We start from the raw sequence: 18,911 nt of genomic DNA on the forward strand, positions 1-18,911 counted from the left end.
ATGAGGCCCTGTGGGTAAGCGGTTCCAGTGGGAGATCTGCGAAGCTGGCTGACGCCACGGTCTTAACGGAGCACGACAAAGGTGCGGCGGTCGGACGAGCAGGTTTCCCGTTGGCAGGGACAATGGTGATCCGGTTTGGCGACACGAGGAGGAAGCGTGAACGGCGACATCACCCAGAGCCAGGAGTGGGCGGCTCTCGGCAAGCACCATGAGGAGCTGGCGGGCAGGCGGCTGCGGGAGCTGTTCGCGGAGGACCCGGGCCGTGCCGGGCGCATGACCGTGACCGCCGGCGACCTCTTCCTCGACTACGCCAAGCAGCGCGCCACCGGCGAGACGATCGACCTGCTGGTGGCCCTGGCCGAGCGGGCGGGGCTGCGCGAGCGGATCACCGCGATGTTCGGCGGCGAGCACATCAACGTCAGCGAGGACCGCGCCGTCCTGCACGTCGCCCTCCGCCTGCCGCGCGCCGCCGAGCTGGTCGTGGACGGGCAGGACGTGGTCGCCGACGTGCACGCCGTGCTCGGGAAGATGAGCGCCTTCGCCGACCGGGTCAGGTCCAAGGAGTGGAAGGGCGCCACCGGCAAGCCCATCGAGACCGTGGTCAACATCGGCATCGGCGGCTCCGACCTCGGCCCCGCCATGGCCTACGAGGCGCTGCGCGACTACGCCGACGCCGGCGTGGCGGCCAGGTTCGTCTCCAACATCGACCCGGCCGACATCACCGGCAACCTCGCCGGCCTCGACCCCGCGACCACGCTGTTCGTGGTCAGCTCCAAGACGTTCACCACGCTCGAGACGCTCACCAACGCCCGCGTCGCCCGCGGCTGGCTCGTCGAGGCGCTGGGCGAGGACGCGGTGTCCAAGCACTTCGTGGCCGTTTCCACCAACGCCGCCAAGGTCGCCGAGTTCGGCATCGACACCGACAACATGTTCGGCTTCTGGGACTGGGTCGGCGGCCGCTACTCCTACGACGGCGCCATCGGCCTCTCTCTGATGATCGCGATCGGCCCCGAGCGGTTCCGCGAGATGCTGGCCGGCTTCCACCTCATCGACGAGCACTTCCGCAGCGCCCCGTTCGAGGCCAACATGCCGGTGCTGATGGGCCTGCTCGGGATCTGGTATACCGACTTCTTCGGCGCCGAGACCCGCGCCGTGCTGCCCTACAGCCAGCGGCTGCACCGCTTCCCCGCCTACCTGCAGCAGCTCACGATGGAGTCCAACGGCAAGTCCGTACGCGCCGACGGCACCCCCGTCCCGGCCGCCACCGGCGAGATCTTCTGGGGCGAGCCGGGCACCAACGGGCAGCACGCCTTCTACCAGCTCCTCCACCAGGGCACCCGGCTCGTGCCCGCCGACTTCATCGGCTTCGCCGAGCCGTTCGAGGACCGCGAGGGCATGCACGACCAGCTCACCGCCAACCTCCTGGCCCAGACCTCGGCGCTGGCGTTCGGCAAGACGGCCGAGGAGATCGCCGCCGAGGGCACGCCGCCCGAGATCGTGCCGCACAAGGTGATGCCCGGCAACCGGCCCACCTCCACGATCCTCGCGCCCAAGCTGACCCCCTCGACGCTGGGCCAGCTCGTCGCGCTCTACGAGCACATCGTGTTCGTCGAGGGCACGATCTGGGGTGTCGACTCCTTCGACCAGTGGGGCGTCGAGCTGGGCAAGAAGATGGCGCTCGACCTGGCGCCCGCGCTCACCTCCGAGGACCCGCCCACCGGGCTCCCCGACGCCTCCACCGAACAGCTCGTGCGGAAATACCGCGAGCTGCGCGGAAGGCGTGTCTGACATGCGCCACGCGTCCGGGACCGAGCACAGGAGGGGCGCGGAGCGGGCGGGGGCGCTGGTGCTGTTCGGCGTCACCGGCGACCTCGCGCGCAAGATGATCCTGCCCGCCCTCTACCGCCTGACCGCCGACAGCAGGCTCGACCTGCCCGTCATCTGCGTGGCCAAGACCGACCTCGGCCTCGACGGGCTGCGCGAGCACGTCCGCCAGGCCGTCGGCGGCGTGCGCGACGCGGCCTTCGACAAGCTCGCCGGAAACCTGCGGCTGGTCGCGGGCGACTACCGCGACCCCGAGACGTTCGCCAGGCTCCGCGAGGAGACGGCGGGCAAGGGCTTCCTCGTCCACTACCTCGCGGTGCCGCCGTCGCTGTTCGCCACGGTCGCCGAGGGCCTGGCCGGGGCCGGGCTCAACCACGACGCCAGGCTCGTCGTGGAGAAGCCGTTCGGCCACGACCTCGCCTCGGCCCGCGAGCTCAACGAGGAGCTGCTCAAGCACTTCGACGAGGACCACGTGCGGCGGGTCGACCACTTCCTGGCCAAGGAGCCGGTCGAGGACCTCATGGTGTTCCGGTTCGCCAACACGCTGCTGGAGCCCATCTGGAACCGCAGCCACATCCGCAGCGTCCAGATCACCATGGCCGAGGACTTCGACGTGCGCGACCGCGGCGCCTTCTACGACGCCAACGGCACGATCCGCGACGTGGTGCAGAATCACCTGCTGCAGCTGCTGGCCATCCTCGCCATGGACCCGCCGCCGTCCACCGACGCCCGCGCCCAGCTCGACGAGAAGTGGCGGGTGCTGCGCGCCGTGCAGGCCATCGACCCCGCCGACGTCGTACGCGGCCAATACTCCGGCTACCTCGACACCCACGGCGTCCGGCCCGAATCCACCACCGAGACGTTCGTCGCCCTGCGCGCCTACATCGACAACTGGCGCTGGGCCGGCGTGCCGTGGTGCATCCGCTCCGGCAAGGGGCTGCCGACCACCGACCTGGAGATCGTCGCAGAGCTGCGCAAGCCGCCGGTGACGATGTTCCACGGCGGCGACGCGCCCCCCGGCCCCAACCTCATCAGGTTCCGGCTGCAGCCGGACGCGGGGGTCACCTTCGACCTGCTGGCCAAGGAGCCGGGCAAGCAGCACACCAGGCCGGTGCCGGTCAGCGTCGACTTCACCAAGGTGCTCGGGCCGATGGAGGCCGCCTACGAGCGCGTCCTGGCCGACGCCGTCAGCGGCGACCCGCGGCGGTTCGCCAGGTTCGACCTGGTGGAGGAGTCGTGGCGGATCGTCCGGCGGGTGCTCGACCTGCCGGACCGGCCGTTGCCGTACGAGCGGGGCTCCTGGGGGCCGGAGGCGGCCGCGAAGATCGCGCCGGGCGGCTGGCACGAGATCTCGACGACGTTCGACTGACGCGGGAGCGACGCCGGTGGCGAGAGGGGCGAGCTGTGGTCGACCATGGTGGGATGGACATCATGAAGGTGGTCGAGCAGGCGAAGGACGCCGCGACCGTCAAACGCGTCTTCGGTGAGCCCGTCCAGCAGGGCGACGTCGTCGTCATCCCGGTCGCCCGGGTCATCCAAGGGGGCGGCGGCGGGGACGGCCGGGGCAAGGGAGAGAGCGGCGAGGGCGGGGGCAGCGGCGGCGGCTTCGGCTTCAGCGCCACGCCCGCGGGCGTCTACGTGCTGAAGGACGGCGAGGTCAGCTGGCGGCCCGCCGTCGACGTCAACCGCATCGTGCTCGGCGGCCAGATCGTGCTGATCGTGGCGGCGCTGACCGTCCGCTCCATCCTCAAGAAGCGGCGGCGCGGGCGCTGACGTGCTGATCGACCTGCTCGACGCTGAGCTGCCCGCCCGGGACTTCCTGATCCCGGGCTCCAACCTGCCGGTGCGCCAGGCCCGGCTGGACGGCGTGTCCTCGCTCGTCCGCTTCCCGCCCGGCTGGGCCCGGCCCCAGCGCGGCCACTACCTGGCAGGGGAGGAGTTCGTGCTGCTGGAGGGCGAGCTGTCCGTCTCCGGCATCACGTACGCGGCCGGGCAGCACGGCTGGCTGCCCGCCGGGACGCTGCGCCACTCCGGCGCGGCCCCCGGCGGCGCGCTGGCGTTCACGGCCTTCGCCGGCGAGGACACCTGGGTGCCCAGCGACCTGGACGAGCCGGACGGCCCGAGCCTGCGCACGCCCCTGGAGAGCGTCGTCATCCCCGAGGGCGGCCTGCGGCTCACCCCGCACTCCGTCCTCCTGGACACACCCGTCGCCCTCGGCGGCCCCGCTGAGATGATCACCGTGCCGACCTGGACGTGGGAGCGGTCGGCCCTGATCCCCGAGGGGCGGGTCCTCGTAAGGTGGCCGCCATGACCTCTGCGACGTCCGGCGGTCAGGCGGCGCTCGGTGTCCGGTGATCCGGGAGGGCCGGTTCGGCGGTGGCCGGCATCCGGTGGTCCGGGAGGATCGGTTCGGCGGGAGCCGGCGTCCGGCGGTCAGGCGGTGCTTGGCGTCCGGTGGTCCGGGAGGACGGGTTCGATGGGAACCGGCGTCCGGCGGTTCGGGAGGGCCGAGCCGGCGGCCAGGACGGCGAGGCCGGCGAGGGTGATCGCGGCGCCGACCCAGAGCGGTGAGACGAACCCGAAGCCGGCCCCGAGGGCCAGCCCGCTCAGCCAGGCGCCCAGCGCGTTGCCGACGTTGAAGGCCGCGATGTTGGCGCCGGAGGCCATCGTGGGCGCGTCCTGGGCGTACCGCATGATCCGCAGTTGCAGCCCGGGCGCGGTGGCCAGTCCGACCGCGCCCATCAGCAGCAGCGAGACGACTGTCATGACCTTGCTCTGCGCGGTCAGCGCGAACACCGCGAGCACCGCGGTGAGCAGCGCCAGGATCGCGGCCAGCGACGTGTTCAGCGCCCGGTCGGCGAACTTGCCGCCGAGGAAGTTGCCCGCGAACGTGCCGGCCCCGAACAGCACCAGCAGCCAGGGCACCGTGGCGCCGGCGAACCCGCTGACCTCGGTGAGCGTGAACGCGATGTAGGTGAACGCGCCGAACATGCCGCCGAAGGCGAGCACGGTGACCGCGGCGGAGACCCAGACCTGCGGCCGGCGGAACGCGCCCAGCTCGGCGCGCAGGCTCGTCCCGGCCGGCGCCGGCGTCGGCGGCACCAGCAGCCGGATCCCGGCCAGCGCGACCACGCCGATGACCGTGATCGCCCAGAACGTCGAGCGCCAGCCGAGCTGCTGGCCGAGCAGCGTACCCAGCGGGACCCCGAGCACGTTGGCCGCGGTCAGCCCGCCGAACATCAGCGCGATGGCGCCGGCCCGCCGGTTCGGCGCGACCATGTCGGCGGCGACCACCGAGCCGACGCCGAAGAACGCGCCGTGGCACAGCGCCGCCACGACCCGGCCCGCCATCAGCACCGGGTAGACCGGCGCGATCGCGGAGATCAGGTTGCCCGCGACGAACAGCACCATCAGCGCCAGCAGCACCTTCTTGCGGTCGAACCGGGCGATGGCCGCGGTGAGCCCGATGGCGCCGACCGCCACGCTCAGCGCGTAACCCGAGACCAGATATCCGGCGACCGGCTCGCTGACGCCGAAGTCCGCCGCGACCTCGGGCAGCAGACCGATGATCCCGAACTCGGTGAGCCCGATGCCGAAGCCCCCGAGTGCCAGGGCGAGAAGCCCGACAGGCATGTCAAATCCTCCATTGCAGTGCGTTCGCCTTTATGCGGCGTCTGCAATTATTGCCAGCGCTGCCTGACTCCCACCAGTGGCCGGTGAGCCACTATGCGAAAGAATCAGGCCACCCTCAGGACTTCGTCGCGCCGGCCGTGAGGCCGGTGATGAGGTGGCGCTGGACGAGGAGGAAGACGGCGCCGGCCGGGATGGCGATGAGCACGGCCGAGGCGGTCATCAGCCCCCAGTCGGACCAGTGCTGGCCGACGAACTGCTGCAACCCGACCCCCAGGGTGCGCTTGTCCTCCTGGGACATGAACACGGTGGCGTAGCCGACCTCGCCCCAGGCGGTCATGAAGCAATAGAACGCGGTCACCGCGATCCCCGGCCGCGCCAGCGGCAGCACCACCCGCCAGAACGTGCCGAACGGGGGCAGCCCGTCCACCATCGCCGCCTGGTCGATCTCCACCGGCACGGTGTCGAAGTAGCTCTTCATCATCCAGGCGCAGAACGGCACCGAGATCGTCATGTACGCGATCACCAGCCCGGGGATCTGGTTGAGCAGCCCGAGCCCGGCCATCAGGTTGTAGAGCGGCACGATGAGGATGGCGACCGGGAACATCTGGGTGATCAGCAGCAGCCACATGACCGAGCGATGCCCGGGGAAGCGGAACCGGCTGACGGCGTACCCGGTGGTCGCCGCCAGGAACACCCCGGCCAGCATGGTCAGACCGGCGGTGAGCACGCTGTTGAGCAGCCACCGCGGGAACTCGGTCGCGGTCAGCACGCGGACGTAGTTGTCGAGCGAGGAGTGGTCGAAGAGCCGCAGCTCCGCCGACAGCCAGCTGTCGCGCGGCTTGAGCGAGGTCAGCACCAGCCACACGACCGGGAACAGCGAGACGGCCACGGCGAGCAGCAGGCCCGCGTGCAGGCCGATCGAGGCCAGCGGGCCGCGCTCGCCGCGCCCTCGACCGTGCCCTCGACCGTGCCCGCGACCGTGCCCGCGCGTCGTCGTGCTCACCAGGGGTCTCCTTGACTACGCAACGTGCGGCGGTAGCCGACCGCCAGCACCACCAGCATGAGGAGGATGATCACGCCCCAGGCGGCCGAGCCCGCGTAGTCGCGCACGCCGGTGAAGGCCTCGCGGAAGGCGTAGGTGACCAGGATCTCGGTCTCGCTGCCGGGGCCGCCCCGCGTCACCAGGAAGATGATCGGGAACATGTTGAACGTCCAGATCGTGCCGAGCAGGATCACCGTGGACGACACCTGGCGCAGCCCCGGGAGCGTGATCGCCCGGAACCGCTGCCACGCGTTCGCCCCGTCCACCTCGGCCGCCTCGTACAGCTCGGCCGGGATCGACTGCAGGCCGCCGAGCATGGCGACCATCATGAACGGCACCCCGATCCACACGTTCACCGCGATCACCGCGATCTTGGCCGTGGTCGGGTCGTCCAGCCAGCCCACCGCGGGCAGCCCGGCTGCCTTCAGCATGCCGTTGATCACGCCGTAGTCGCTGTTGTACAGGTAGCGCCAGACGAAGGCGGCCACGAAGGCGGGGACCGCCCAGGGCAGGATCAGTAGCACGCGGTAGACGGAGCGGAAGCGCAGCCGGCGGTTGAGCATCACGGCCAGGCCGAGGCCGATGCCGTAGTGCAGGCCCACGCAGACCACCGTCCACACGACGGTCCAGGCGAGCTTGTCCCAGAACAGGCCGGAGGTCAGGATCCGCAGGTAGTTGTCCAGGCCGACGAACTCATAGGTGGCCGGGATGACGTTCACCCCGATGGTCCGGCCGATGTTCGCCTCGGTGGCGTCCGTCAGCGACAGGTACACCCCGCGCGCCAGCGGCCAGCCGATCAGCACCGCCATCACGACCACCACCGGCGCGATCATCGCCCACGCGTACCAGTGGGCCGACAGCGCGCGCCGTAACCGCCCTGGCCTGTCGTGGCGGCCGCGAGCCCCCTCGCCCGCGGCCGCCACCCGTCCGGTCGAGACCGCCACCGGTCAGCTCCAGTCCTTCATGATCCCGCGGTACTGCTCGTCGACCTTCTTGAGCAGGTCCGCGGGCGCGGACTTGCCCCCGACGAGCGCCTGGTAGCCCTCCAGCAGCGGCTGGAACAGCTGCCCGCCCTCGGGGATCCAGGGCCGCGGCACGGCGGTGTCCATGATCGGCTTGAAGACCACGACGTCGGAGTTGCCCTGCACGTCGGGGTTGGCATAGGCGGAGGTACGGGTCGGCAGCAGGCTGATCTCCTTGGCGATCTTCGCCTGGGCCTCCACCGTGGTCATGAAGCGGACGAACTCGTAGGCGGCCGGGATGTTCTTCGAGCCCGCGTAGATCGCCAGGTTCCACCCGCCCGTCGGCGCCCCGGCCTTGACCGAGCCGGCCGGGACCGGCGCGATGCCCAGGTTCTTCTTGTCCTTGAACTCCTTGCCCTGGTAGATCTCCGACAACGACCACGGCCCGTTGTAGATCATCGCCGCCTTGCCCTCCTTGAGGGCGGTCATCGCGTTGGCGTAGCTCTCCGTGGTGGCGGGCTTGGGCGCGGCGCCCGAGCTGATCAGGTCGGCCACGGTCTGGATCGCCCGCACGTTCGCCGGCGAGTTCACCACGATCTTCTTGTTGGCCACGTCGAGGAGGTCGCCGCCCTCGCCGTAGATGAACGGCAGCAGGAAGTAGGAGTCGACGTTGAGCGCCAGCCCCTCGGCGCCGGTCTTGGCCTTGACGTCGAGCGCGGCCTGCTTCAGCTCGGCGATCGTCTTCGGCGCCTCCTCGTGCCCCGCCTCCTTCAGCAGCCGCTTGTTGTAGAGCAGCGCGAGGGTGTCGGTGACCTGCGGCACGGCGTAGGTCTTGCCGTTGTACTTGGTGCTGCTCAGCGGCCCCGGCAGGAAGTCGGCCTCGTTGTCGACCGCCCGCGTGCCGTCCAGCGGCTGCAGGTAGCCCAGCGACGCGAACTGCGAGGTCCAGGCCACCTCCGAGCGGATCACGTCCGGCGCCCCCGCCCCCGCCTGCGCGGCGGTCTGGAACTGCCCCTGGGCCTGGTCGGAGGGCACGTTCACGTACTTGACCTTGACCTGCGGATATTTCGCCTCGAACGCCTTGATCAACGCCTGGAACGTCGGCCCCTCGCTGTCCGGCCGCGTCGTGTCCCACCACGTGATCTCGCCGCTGACCTTCGACGGATCGGAGACGGTCGCGGTCGGGGGCGCCGGGGTCCCACCGCCGCAGGCGGAGACCGCCAAGGCGAGTGCCGCAACGACCGCTGCGGCGGGTAAGAGTCGTCGCATGTCCTTCTCCTCATCTTTCCGAGGGGGGAACACGCCGGACGTTACGCCGAGGTGACGCTCCTTGAAAGATGGGTACGTAAGGTTTTGCAAGTTGTTACCTTGATCCACGGATCTGGCGGATCGGCCGCCGGACCGCGTGTTCCCCGACGTTTTCGCAGGTGATCTCCTATGGTGGAGCCCTGCCCGCCGCGCGTCCGCCGGCCCTCCGGTCGGGGCGCGGTCCCAGCGGTTTCAGAAATTTCCAGAAAGGGTTGCAAAGCGTCGTGATCCGCGAGGGCGAGGCGAGGGCCCACTGGATCGACCGCGACACGGTGGCGTGGCAGGTCGACCCGTCGTTCGAGCACAGCCTGGCGTGCGGCGCCGAGCGGGTCATCCGGCTGTCGCCCGGGACGCTGAGCGACGATCAGCGGAGCGCGTGGCCGCACCTGGCGTCGTACACCGCGCTGAAGGTGGACCCGCGCGACGCCGGTCTCGTCCGCGAGGCGCTGCGCGAGCGGGTCCTGGCCGTGGCGCGGGACGGCTCGGGCGAGCTCGCGGCGGCGACGGGCGTGCAACTCCCCGGCGTGCTCGACGACCTCTACGCCGGGGCCGCCACCGCGCCGCTCGGCCCCAGGGGACGGGCGGTCCCGAGGCTGTCGCTGTGGGCGCCGACCGCCCGCAAGGTCGAGCTGGCCCTGTACGGCCCCACTGATGGGCCCACTCACGGGCGCGGCCGGAGCGTGCACCCGATGCGGCGCGACGACGAGACCGGCGTCTGGTCGGTACGCGGGCTGCCGGCCTGGTGGGGCCGCGAGTACACGTTCCTGGTCACGCACCACTCGGGGACGAACGAGGTCACGGACCCGTACGGTCTGGCCGTGACCCCGGATGGCGGGCGCAGCAGGCTCGTCGACCTCGACGGCCCCGCGCTCAAGCCGCCCGGCTGGGACCGGCTCGCCAAGCCCCCGGCCGTCCCCCAGCACCGGGCGACGATCTACGAGCTGCACGTGCGCGACTTCTCGGCCTCCGACGCCACCGTCCCGGCCGGGCTGCGCGGCACGTACGCGGCCTTCGGCCTCGACTCCGCCGGGACGCGGGAGCTGCGGGCGCTGGCGGAGGACGGGCTGACGCACGTGCACCTGCTGCCGGTGTTCGACTTCGCCACGGTGCCCGAGCGCAGGGCCGACAGGACCGAGCCCGGCTGCGACCCGGACTGTGACTTCGCCGCGCTGCCGCCCGACTCGCGGCGGCAGCAGGAGTGCGTGGCGCGCACGGCCGCGACCGACTCCTTCAACTGGGGGTACGACCCGCTGCACTACACCGTGCCCGAAGGCTCGTACGCGACGGACCCCGACGAGCGGATCAAGGAGTTCCGCGCCATGGTCGCCGCGCTCAACGGGGCCGGGCTGCGCGTGGTGATGGACGTGGTCTACAACCACACCCACTCCACCGGCGTGCTCGACCCGATCGTGCCCGGCTACTACCACCGCCTGCTGGCGGACGGCGCGGTCGCCGACTCCACGTGCTGCCCCAACACCGCGCCCGAGCACACGATGATGGGCCGGCTGGTGGTCGACTCGGTCGTCACCTGGGCCCGCCAGTACAAGATCGACGGCTTCCGCTTCGACCTCATGGGCCACCATCCGAAGGCCAACCTCCTCGCCGTCCGCCGCGCCCTCGACGAGCTGACCGTGGACGGGGACGGCGTGGACGGCAGGTCGATCATCCTTTACGGCGAGGGCTGGAACTTCGGCGAGGTGGCCGACGGGGCCAGGTTCGAGCAGGCCACGCAGGCCAACCTGGCCGGGACCGGCATCGGCACGTTCACCGACCGGCTGCGGGACGCGGTGCGCGGCGGCACCCCGTTCGAGGCCGACCCGCGCGTGCAGGGGTTCGGCTCGGGCCTGGCGGGCGCGCCGAACGGCGCCGCGGTCAACGGCACGGCCGAACAGCAGCGGGCCCGGCTGGCCGGCTACACCGACCTGATCAAGCTCGGACTGGCCGGGAACCTGCGTGACTACGTGCTGCCCTCCGGGAAGAAGGGCTCGGAGATCGACTACAACGGCGCACCCGCCGGGTACGCGGCCGAGCCGGGCGAGACGGTGTCGTACGTGGACGCGCACGACAACGAGACGCTGTTCGACGCGCTGGCGTACAAGCTGCCGCAGCCGACGCCGATGGCAGACCGGGTGCGCATGCAGGTGCTGTCGCTGGCCACCGTGCTGCTGGCGCAGGGGACGGCGTTCGTGCACGCGGGCAGCGAGCGGCTGCGCTCGAAGTCCCTCGACCGCAACTCCTTCGACTCCGGCGACTGGTTCAACCGGCTGCTGTGGGACTGCTCGCTGGGCAACGGGTTCGGCGGCGGGCTGCCGCCCAGGGCCGACAACGAGCCCAGATGGCCCTACGCCGGGCCGCTGCTGGCGGACCCGGCCCTGCTCCCCGGATGTGCGGCGATCGGCGAGTGCCGGGCCGGGTTCGGGGAGCTGCTGCGGATCCGGGCCTCGTCGCCGGCGTTCGCGCTGGGATCCGAGGTGTGCGAGCGGCTGACGTTCGCCGACGCGGCGGACGGGGTGATCGCGATGCATGTGGACACGTCCGGGCTGGACCCGCGCTGGTCGTCGGTCACCGTGGTCTTCAACGCCACCCCGGCCACGCAGGCCCAGCCGATGGAGCAATGGGCGGGGCGGTCCAAGGGATCAGTGGCGCTGCACCCCGTGCAGGCCGCCTCCGGCGATCCGGTCGTCCGGGAGTCCGCCTTCGACCCGGACACCGGCACGCTCACGGTCCCGGCCCGCACGGTGGCGGTGTTCGTCGCCAAAACCCACCCGGGATAGAGGTGGGACGGCTCGGGTAGGGGGAACATTCAGGACGAAGAACATACATCACTGGCGTTGGCGATCGCGACAGCGCAAACTGGATGGACGGCGATCGCGTGGAGCAGTGGAGCACCCGTGGACAATCACCTTGATCACATGCCGGTCCTGTCCCGCGGCAGACATCGCAACCCGAAACGCGGTGCCTGCTTCATGGAACTGGCCTCCTACCTGGCCGGAGAGCGGTGGAGCGACCACCCGGCCTGCACCCACCCGTTGCTGGCCGCACTCGCCCGCCTGGTCAACGACAACACCAGCGACGAAAGCCGCGCCCAGCTCGTCCACCTCGTCCCGACCATCATCGGCCTGACCAGCGACGACCTGAGGCTGGACGCCCGCATCGCGCTGCGCTGCGCCACGACGGCCCTGCCGGTGGCGGCGGCCGAGCGCCAGCTCGCGCTGGCGGTGTCGGTGCTGGCGGCCGAGGAGATGCTCGCCAGGCTCGAAGGAGCCCCGTCGGGTCAGCTCAGCGAGCGGAGCCGCCGGGCCATGGAGGAGGTGCCGCACGCGGCCGAGCAGGCCCGGCGCTTCAGCCGCGCGGCCCGGATCACGGAGAAGGGCTTCCGCCGGTACGCGGCGCCGAACGCGGTGCAGCTGTCGGTGGTGGGCATCGTCCAGGCCTGCATCGCCGACCCGGACGCGCTGCTGCGCCGCCTGCTGGAAGAGGCGATCGACGACTGCGTGACCCTCATCCACACCCCGGAGCGCACCACCCCGGCCCCGGCCCACGCCTGACCGGTTCACGGCGGCGCCCGGGTGCCGGGCGCCGCCCGTGATCGGGCTTCTTCGCAGCTCAGGGAAGCCTCTCCTTCGTTGCGGATCTTGGTGACCTGTGTCTACATTTCCAAGTGAAATATTGGGAATGGAGGCACTTTCGTGACTATTGAGCTGACTCATCCTTATTCGCCGGAGAAGCACCACAGTCACCGTGACGTCACCGGTGGGTGGTTGCGGCCCGCCGTCTTCGGGGCGATGGACGGGCTGGTGTCCAACCTCGCGCTGATCGCCGGAGTCGTGGGCGCGGCCGGCGCCGGACGCGGTGCGGTGGTGGCCGGGGTCGCGGGGCTGATCGCGGGTGCCTGCTCCATGGCGGCCGGCGAGTACACCTCGGTGAAGTCCCAGACCGAGCTGATGCGGGCGGAGATCGCCGTCGAGCGGCGGGAGCTGGCCCGCAATCCCGAGGGCGAGCAGGCGGAGCTGGCGGCGATGTACCGGGCGAAGGGGCTCGACGCGGACCTCGCGCGCAGGGTGGCCGAGGGGCTGTCGGCCGATCCCGAGCAGGCCCTGCGGGTGCACGTGCGGGAGGAGCTGGGCGTGGACGTCGACGACCTGCCCTCGCCGTACGTGGCCGCCGCGTCGTCGTTCGGAGCGTTCGCGGCCGGGGCGCTGGTGCCGCTGGTGCCGTTCCTGTTCGGGGCGTCCGGGCTGGTGGTCGCCATGATCGTGAGCGTGCTGGCGCTGTTCGGGTTCGGGGCGGCGGTGGCGCGCATGACCGCGCGGCCGTGGTGGCTGGGCGGGCTGCGCCAGCTCGCGCTGGGCGCGGGGGCCGCCGCCGTGACGTTCGGGCTGGGGCATCTTCTGGGCGTCACCGTCTCGTGAGACCCCGCCCGGAACGTGTGACATTCTCGTGACTGTACGTGACGGCTCCTTGGGCGGATCATGTCGGCATGGACGGATTCCTCGACGAGACCCGCTCGGGAGTGACCGAGCTGCGCGTCCACGGCGTCTCCGGCACACCCCCCGAGGGCATGCTGAACCATCCCCACCCGTGGATCGTCGCGGGCGACGGCACCACCGGGTTCTACCGGCGCTGGTGGACCGACGGGCCGCCGGACGGCGAGCACGCGGACGTGCCGGACTCCCGACATCGCGAGGCGTACGCGTGGGGCGGCCTCACCTCCGGCGGTAAGACGATCGCCCTGTGGCTGCTCCTGCTGCCGTTCGCGCTGGCGAACCTGTCGTACTTCATGCTCCCCAGACCCGCGCGCGGCACGGGCCTGCGGCACGTGACCGAGGCGGCGCAGCGGCTGTTCGCCCTGCTGCTGACCGGCACCCTCGTCGGGGCCGTCACGCGGGCCAGCGTGGACCTCGTCGGCTGGCAGTGCACCGCGGCCGGGCGGGCCTGCACCTACGACACCGCGCCCGTGTGGGTGCACTGGCTCGGCGCGCTGTGGGGCAACGAGCCGTCCCGGCGGCTGGCGGTCACCGCGCTCGTCCCGCTGCTGGTCGTGGCGCTGCTGTGGTGGATCGCCCGGCGCACCTGGCAGCGGGACGAACGCACGGCCGTGCCGCCCGACGGCGGCGGCACCGAACTGCCGCTGGCCCGGCCGCGCCTGTGGCACGGCGACGAGCCGGTGTGGCGGCTGCGGGTCGTGCACGTCTGCTTCGCGATCGCCTCGATCGGGGTGGCCGTGGCCGCGCCGTTCGCGGGCACCCCGCTGGGGCTGGCCCTGACCGTCGCGAACGCGGCCGTGGAACTGGCCGCCGTGGTGCTGGTCGTGCTGCCGGGGATCGCCCGGCGGCTGGACCCCGGCTCTGACGAGCGGATCCCCGGCTGGCTCACGTTCGCGTGCCGGGCGCTGCGCGTGCTCGCGCCGCTGGTGTGCCTGGCCACCCTCGGGGCGGCGCTGGCCGGGATGGCGCCGGGCGCGCCCGGACGGCAGCTGCCCGGCGTGGGGGTGGGGACGTTCCAGTTCGCGCTCACGGTCGGGATCGGGGCGTTCATCCTGGTCGCCACCTGCGTGCTGGCCTGGATGGACCGCGCTTCCGGCGAGCCCCGGGCGATGGGCGGGATCGCCGCGTGGTTCGTGCTGATGGTGGCCGCGGGCAGCGCGAACGTGCTGGGGCTCGGCCTGCTGTTCTGGACCGCCACGTTCTTCGGCGTCCCGGGCACCTCCGCCTCCCCGGAGGCGGCCGGCAAGAAGCTCTTCCTCGACGACCCGGTGTGGTGGACGGCCGCGCTGGTGCCGCTGCTGGCCGTCGGTTTCGCAGGCCTGGCCGTCACCCTGTACGCGATCCGCGGGTCCGACGCCACCCGGCTGACCCCCGAGCTGACACCCCTCTACGGCGAGCGCGACGGCGGCGCGGTGGCCGGCAAGTGGGCGCTCGCCGCCCTGACCGACCGCGCCGGGCTCGTGCTGGCCGTGCTGACCGGCATCGGCGTCGCCGGGTTCGCCGCGGTGACCGTGATCTACCAATTCCACCTGTTCACCCCGAACGGCGGGATCGTGGGGCTGCTCGCCACCCTCGGCAGCTGGGCCATGGCGGCGGTCATCGTGGGCCTGGTCTTCCTCGGCCGCCGCACGTACAGCGACTCCGGGCTGCGCCGGACGATCGGGATCCTCTGGGACATCTCCACCTTCTGGCCCCGCGCCATCCACCCGCTGGCCCCGCCGTGCTACACCGAACGCGTCATCCCCGAGCTGATCGACCGCGTGGGGCGGCTGGCCAAGCAGGAGCGGGACGAGGTGGTCCTGTCCGGGCACAGCCAGGGGAGCGTCATCACCGCCGCCCTGGTGCTTCAGCTCGGCCCCGAGGCGCGGGCCCGGGTCAGGATGCTCACGCACGGCTCGCCGCTGCGCCGCCTGTACGCCGCCTTCTTCCCCGCCTACTTCGGCACCGCCGGGCTGTCGGCCGTACGCGACGCCGTCCCCTGGTACAACCTCTACCGGCTGAGCGACCCCATCGGCGGGCCCGTCTTCGGCCGCGTCGACCCCCTGGCCCCCGGCGCCCCGAACGGCGTGGACGTCTTCTGCTGGGACCCGCACCGGCCCGCCCCCGGCGAGCCCCTGCCGGAGGCCCGCTGGCACTCCGACTACTGGCTCGACCCGGAGTACGACGAGGCGCTGAGCCGATTGATCGTCGGATCGTCGCGAAGCCCTTCGCCTGAGCCCCAGGCCCGGTAGGGTTTCGGGCGTTTCCAACAAGAGCGGGGGTCGGTCGGTGAGGTGGGTGCTGTTGCTCCTGGTGTCGTCCGCCCTGTGGTGGGCCGCCCCGCCCGCCCAGGCGGCAGTGCGGACGGCAGGGCAGGAGGACGCCGGAGGGCGGGTGGCCTTCATCGGGGTGCCGGGGCTGATGTGGGACGATCTCGACCCGGCGGACACGCCCCGCCTGTGGCGGCTGGCCGGGCAGAGCGGGATCGGGTCCCTGTCGGTCAAGGCCGTGGGCACCGTGACCTGCGCGTACGACGGGTGGCTGACCGTGGCGTCGGGCGTGCGGTCGGCGGTCGGGCGCCGGTGCGGGATGTCGCCCGAGCCGGTCGCGCAGGGGTCCGGGGCCGTGGTCTCCGAGGTCCCCGGGTTGCTGCAGCTGCGCGACGGGACCTTCGCGGGCACGCTCGGGACCGCCGTGCACGCCGCCGGGCAGTGCACGGCCGCCGTCGGGCCCGGTGCGGCGCTGGCCCTCGCCGACCGGACGGGCAAGGTCGACCTGTACGCCGCCGAGCCCGCCGGGCTGGCCGACTGGTCGCGCTGCCGGATGCTGGCCGTGGACGTCGACGTGCTGGTGAAGCCGTACATCGTGGACGGCAAGCTGCCGCTGGAGCCCGAGCTGCTCGCGCCGGAGCGGCGGCGCGCCCTGGTCCGCGAGGCCGACGCCAAGGTCGGCGCGGCGCTGGACAAGCTGCCCCCGGACACCGAGATCGTGCTGGCCGGGATCGGCGACCACGGCTCGGTGCCGCACCTGCGCGTGGCGATGTGGAAGCGCTCGGGCATGGCGGCCGCGCCGGGCGGCGAGGTCGCCGGGCCGTCGGTGGGGGCCAACTCCACCCGGCGCGCGGACATCGTCGTGCTGCCCGACATCACGCCCACGCTGCTCAACGCGTTGGGCATCGCCGCGCCCTCCACCGTGATCGGGCTGCCGTGGCAGCTCGGCGAGCGCACCACGATCGACGACCTGCGCAGGGCCGACCTCAAGGGCACCGCCGTACGCGGCACGACCGGCTACTTCTTCACCGGCTTCGCCATCCTCCAGGTCGCCTTCTACGCCCTGGCCTACTTCCTGCTGTCCAGGCGCAGGCGGCTGGGCGCGGTCGGCGTGGCCGCCATCGTGCTCGCCTCCATCCCCGTCTCCACGTACGCGGTCAACCTGGTGCCGTGGGAGCGCAGCCCGTACCCCGTGCCGACGCTGATCGGCGGGGTGCTGGCGAGCACGGCGATCATCGCGGCCGTCGCGCTGGGCGGCCCGTGGCGGCGCCACCCGCTGGGCCCGCCCGCGGCCGTCGCGGCCACCACCGCCGCCGTGCTCGTGGGCGACCTGCTGACCGGGACGACGCTGCAGTTCAACAGCCTGATGGGCTACACCGCCGTGGTCGGCGGCCGTTACTACGGGCTGGCGAACATCCCGTTCGCGCTGCTGGCCACGGCCGTGCTGATGGTCACCGCCGTGGCCGCCGAGCACTTCGTCCGCGTCGGCCGCAAGCGGCTGGCCGTGGCCGGGGTGACGGGGCTCGGCGTGGTGGCGATGCTGCTGGCCGGCTGGCCCGGCGTGGGCAGCGACTTCGGCGGCGTGATCGCGTTCGTGCCGGGCATCGCGGTGACCGCGCTGCTCGTCGCGGGCAAGCGGGTGTCGGTGCTGAAGCTGGCCGCGTTCTGCGTGCTGGGCGGGGTGGCGGTGTCGATCATCGCGGTGCTCGACCACCTGCGCCCGCCCGCCTCGCAGACCCACCTGGGGCGGTTCGTGGGGCAGGTGATCGACGGGACGTTCCTGCCCATGATCGGGCGCAAGCTGGGCGCCATGCTGAACACCATGCTCTCCCCGAACCTCATGCCGATCGTGCTGGCCGGCCTGGCGTTCCTGATCTTCGCGGTGCTGCGGCCCGGGCAGATCAGCGCCGGCATCGTGCCGAAGGCGTTCGCGCGGGCGCCGATGCTGCGGGCCGGGCTCGTCGGGGCGCTGGTCAGCGGCGTGGTGGGCATGCTGGTCAACGACTCGGGCACGGCCGTGCTGTCCATGGCGGTCGCGCTGGCCGTGCCGCTGGTGCTGCACGCGGGCGTGCGTTCGGCGGAGGAGCCGGACTCGCCGGCTTCGGCGGGCGAGCCGGGCTCACCAGCCGAGGTGGAGCTCCTCGGGGGCCCGGTGGATGAACGTGGCCGCCATGACGACGTCCTCGCCGGCGAGACGTAGACCGGGCAGCTCGCGTACGAGCAGCTCGAGGGTGACCTTGAGCTGCTCGCGGGCCAGCAGCGCGCCCGGGCAGCCGTGCACGCCGTGCCCGAACGACAGGTGCCGCACCGGCTCCCGCGCGATGTCGAACTCGTCCGGCCGCTCGAACACCGCCTCGTCCCGCCCGGCCGAGCCGAACGACACGAACACCGTCTCGCCCTCGCCGAGCGCGGTCCCCGCGAGCTCCAGCGGCCTGGTGACGGTGCGGCGGAAGCCCTGCACGGGCGCCTCGTACCGGGCCGCCTCCTCGATCGCCGCGCCCGCCAGCTCCGGCCGCTCGCACAGCAGCTCCCACTGGCCGCGCTCGCGCAGCAGGTGGTGCACGACGGTGCCGAGCAGGGCGGTCGTGGTCAGGTGGCCGGCCAGCATGACGTTCTGGGTGTTGGCCACGATCTCGTCGTGCTGCTCGGGCGTCGGCTCGCCGGGACCCGGGGCCAGGCCGCGCGACAGCTCGCCGGTCAGGCTCTCGGCGGTCCTCGACCTGGTCGCGTGCGCCGCGAAGAGGTGCCGCAGCGCGGCCACCTCGCGGGCCGCGGCGACCTGGTCGTCCTCCGACATCGGGGTGAACAGCAGGTCCTCGGCCCGGTTGCCGGCCCGGATCGCGGCGGGCACGTCGGCCGGGTCGAGGCCGAGCAGGTGGCAGATCACGGCGGCCGGGAGCGGTCTGGCGTACCCGGACATCCACTCCACGTGCCCCGCCTTGGCGAACGACGCGACCAGGTCGCCCGCCGTCGCCCGGACGAACGGCAGCGCCGCCGCCACCTTGGCCGGGGACAGGCCGCGGGTGAGCGGCCGGCGGTAGCGCGCGTGCGCCTCGCCGTCCGTGCTCAGCACCACCGGGGCGCCGCCGGGCGCGCCCGCCAGCTCCGCGAACGCCCGCGGGCCCGGGATCACGTCGGGCCGCAGCGCGCCCTTGGAGGAGAAGTCGTCCGGGCGCCCCAGCACCTCGCGCACGTCGGCGTGCCGGGCCACCAGCCAGGCGTCCAGCTCCTCGACGAAGGTCAGCCCCGGCGCGGCGCGGGCCCGGGCGTAGACGGGATACGGGTCGCGGTAGAGCGCCTCTCGATCCACGCGTACCATCCTGCAAGCCCTGGTGGAGGGTCGACAAGATCTGAAATTTTCTTTTAGTTCACTCTTAAGTCTTGAAAGTTATATCCACGAGCGATT

At 72.2% G+C, this 18,911-nt stretch carries 14 protein-coding genes; 9 read left to right on the top strand and 5 right to left on the bottom strand.

The genetic code is table 11. From position 1 onward, the window contains the following. Positions 1 to 156: 156 nt before the first annotated feature. Genes pgi through ACIHFD_RS12440 form a run of 4 tightly spaced genes read left to right on the top strand, consistent with a single transcriptional unit; the run spans position 157 to position 4,135 of the window. On the top strand, positions 157 to 1,788 hold the full coding sequence (gene pgi / locus ACIHFD_RS12425) for a glucose-6-phosphate isomerase (protein WP_397366880.1): 1,632 nt from the start codon (positions 157 to 159) through the stop codon (positions 1,786 to 1,788). Between the two features lies 1 nt (position 1,789). Beyond that, positions 1,790 to 3,193 carry a glucose-6-phosphate dehydrogenase gene (zwf, locus tag ACIHFD_RS12430; protein ID WP_397366881.1) on the top strand — a complete coding sequence of 468 codons (1,404 nt, stop codon included), beginning with the start codon at positions 1,790 to 1,792 and terminating at the stop codon, positions 3,191 to 3,193. 53 nt (positions 3,194 to 3,246) lie between these two features. After that, a complete protein-coding gene (locus ACIHFD_RS12435; protein WP_397366882.1) occupies positions 3,247 to 3,597 on the top strand; it encodes a spore germination protein GerW family protein in 351 nt (116 codons plus the stop codon). Between the two features lies 1 nt (position 3,598). Beyond that, positions 3,599 to 4,135, top strand: coding sequence for a hypothetical protein (locus ACIHFD_RS12440; protein ID WP_397366883.1), 537 nt, complete (start codon positions 3,599 to 3,601; stop codon positions 4,133 to 4,135). Positions 4,136 to 4,257: 122 nt separating this feature from the next. On the opposite strand, the gene ACIHFD_RS12445 is transcribed toward ACIHFD_RS12440, so the two are convergent. The 4 genes from ACIHFD_RS12445 to ACIHFD_RS12460 all read right to left on the bottom strand — a co-directional run bounded on the left by ACIHFD_RS12445 (position 4,258) and on the right by ACIHFD_RS12460 (position 8,730). Continuing rightward, on the bottom strand, positions 4,258 to 5,457 hold the full coding sequence (locus tag ACIHFD_RS12445) for an MFS transporter (protein ID WP_397366884.1): 1,200 nt from the start codon (positions 5,455 to 5,457) through the stop codon (positions 4,258 to 4,260). Positions 5,458 to 5,572: 115 nt separating this feature from the next. After that, positions 5,573 to 6,460 (bottom strand): sugar ABC transporter permease, encoded by an 888-nt coding sequence (locus ACIHFD_RS12450; protein ID WP_397366885.1) that lies wholly within the window; start codon positions 6,458 to 6,460, stop codon positions 5,573 to 5,575. Continuing rightward, positions 6,457 to 7,443 (bottom strand): sugar ABC transporter permease, encoded by a 987-nt coding sequence (locus tag ACIHFD_RS12455; RefSeq protein ID WP_350727890.1) that lies wholly within the window; start codon positions 7,441 to 7,443, stop codon positions 6,457 to 6,459. The genes ACIHFD_RS12450 and ACIHFD_RS12455 overlap by 4 nt, the downstream gene beginning before the upstream one ends. Positions 7,444 to 7,446: 3 nt before the next feature. Then, positions 7,447 to 8,730, bottom strand: coding sequence for an extracellular solute-binding protein (locus ACIHFD_RS12460; protein ID WP_397366887.1), 1,284 nt, complete (start codon positions 8,728 to 8,730; stop codon positions 7,447 to 7,449). Positions 8,731 to 8,993: 263 nt separating this feature from the next. On the opposite strand from ACIHFD_RS12460, the gene pulA reads away from it, so the two are divergent. The 5 genes from pulA (at position 8,994) to ACIHFD_RS12485 (ending at position 17,705) form a co-directional block, all read left to right on the top strand. Next, complete coding sequence (pulA, locus tag ACIHFD_RS12465; protein WP_397366888.1) at positions 8,994 to 11,543, top strand: pullulanase-type alpha-1,6-glucosidase; 2,550 nt, start codon at positions 8,994 to 8,996, stop codon at positions 11,541 to 11,543. Positions 11,544 to 11,681: 138 nt separating this feature from the next. Further along, entirely contained in the window at positions 11,682 to 12,317 is a 636-nt protein-coding gene (locus ACIHFD_RS12470; RefSeq protein WP_397366889.1) for a hypothetical protein, read from the top strand. 141 nt (positions 12,318 to 12,458) lie between these two features. Further along, positions 12,459 to 13,181: a VIT1/CCC1 transporter family protein gene (locus tag ACIHFD_RS12475; RefSeq protein ID WP_350727894.1), complete on the top strand. Its 723-nt coding sequence runs from the start codon at positions 12,459 to 12,461 to the stop codon at positions 13,179 to 13,181. A 68-nt stretch (positions 13,182 to 13,249) separates the two neighbouring features. Beyond that, on the top strand, positions 13,250 to 15,487 hold the full coding sequence (locus ACIHFD_RS12480; RefSeq protein WP_397366890.1) for a hypothetical protein: 2,238 nt from the start codon (positions 13,250 to 13,252) through the stop codon (positions 15,485 to 15,487). A gap of 46 nt (positions 15,488 to 15,533) precedes the next feature. Next, positions 15,534 to 17,705 carry a hypothetical protein gene (locus ACIHFD_RS12485; RefSeq protein ID WP_397366891.1) on the top strand — a complete coding sequence of 724 codons (2,172 nt, stop codon included), beginning with the start codon at positions 15,534 to 15,536 and terminating at the stop codon, positions 17,703 to 17,705. On the opposite strand, the gene ACIHFD_RS12490 is transcribed toward ACIHFD_RS12485, so the two are convergent. Beyond that, positions 17,625 to 18,815, bottom strand: coding sequence for a cytochrome P450 (locus ACIHFD_RS12490; RefSeq protein ID WP_397366892.1), 1,191 nt, complete (start codon positions 18,813 to 18,815; stop codon positions 17,625 to 17,627). The genes ACIHFD_RS12485 and ACIHFD_RS12490 overlap by 81 nt on opposite strands. Positions 18,816 to 18,911 lie beyond the last annotated feature (96 nt).

It is taken from the genome of Nonomuraea sp. NPDC051941, assembly GCF_044593615.1.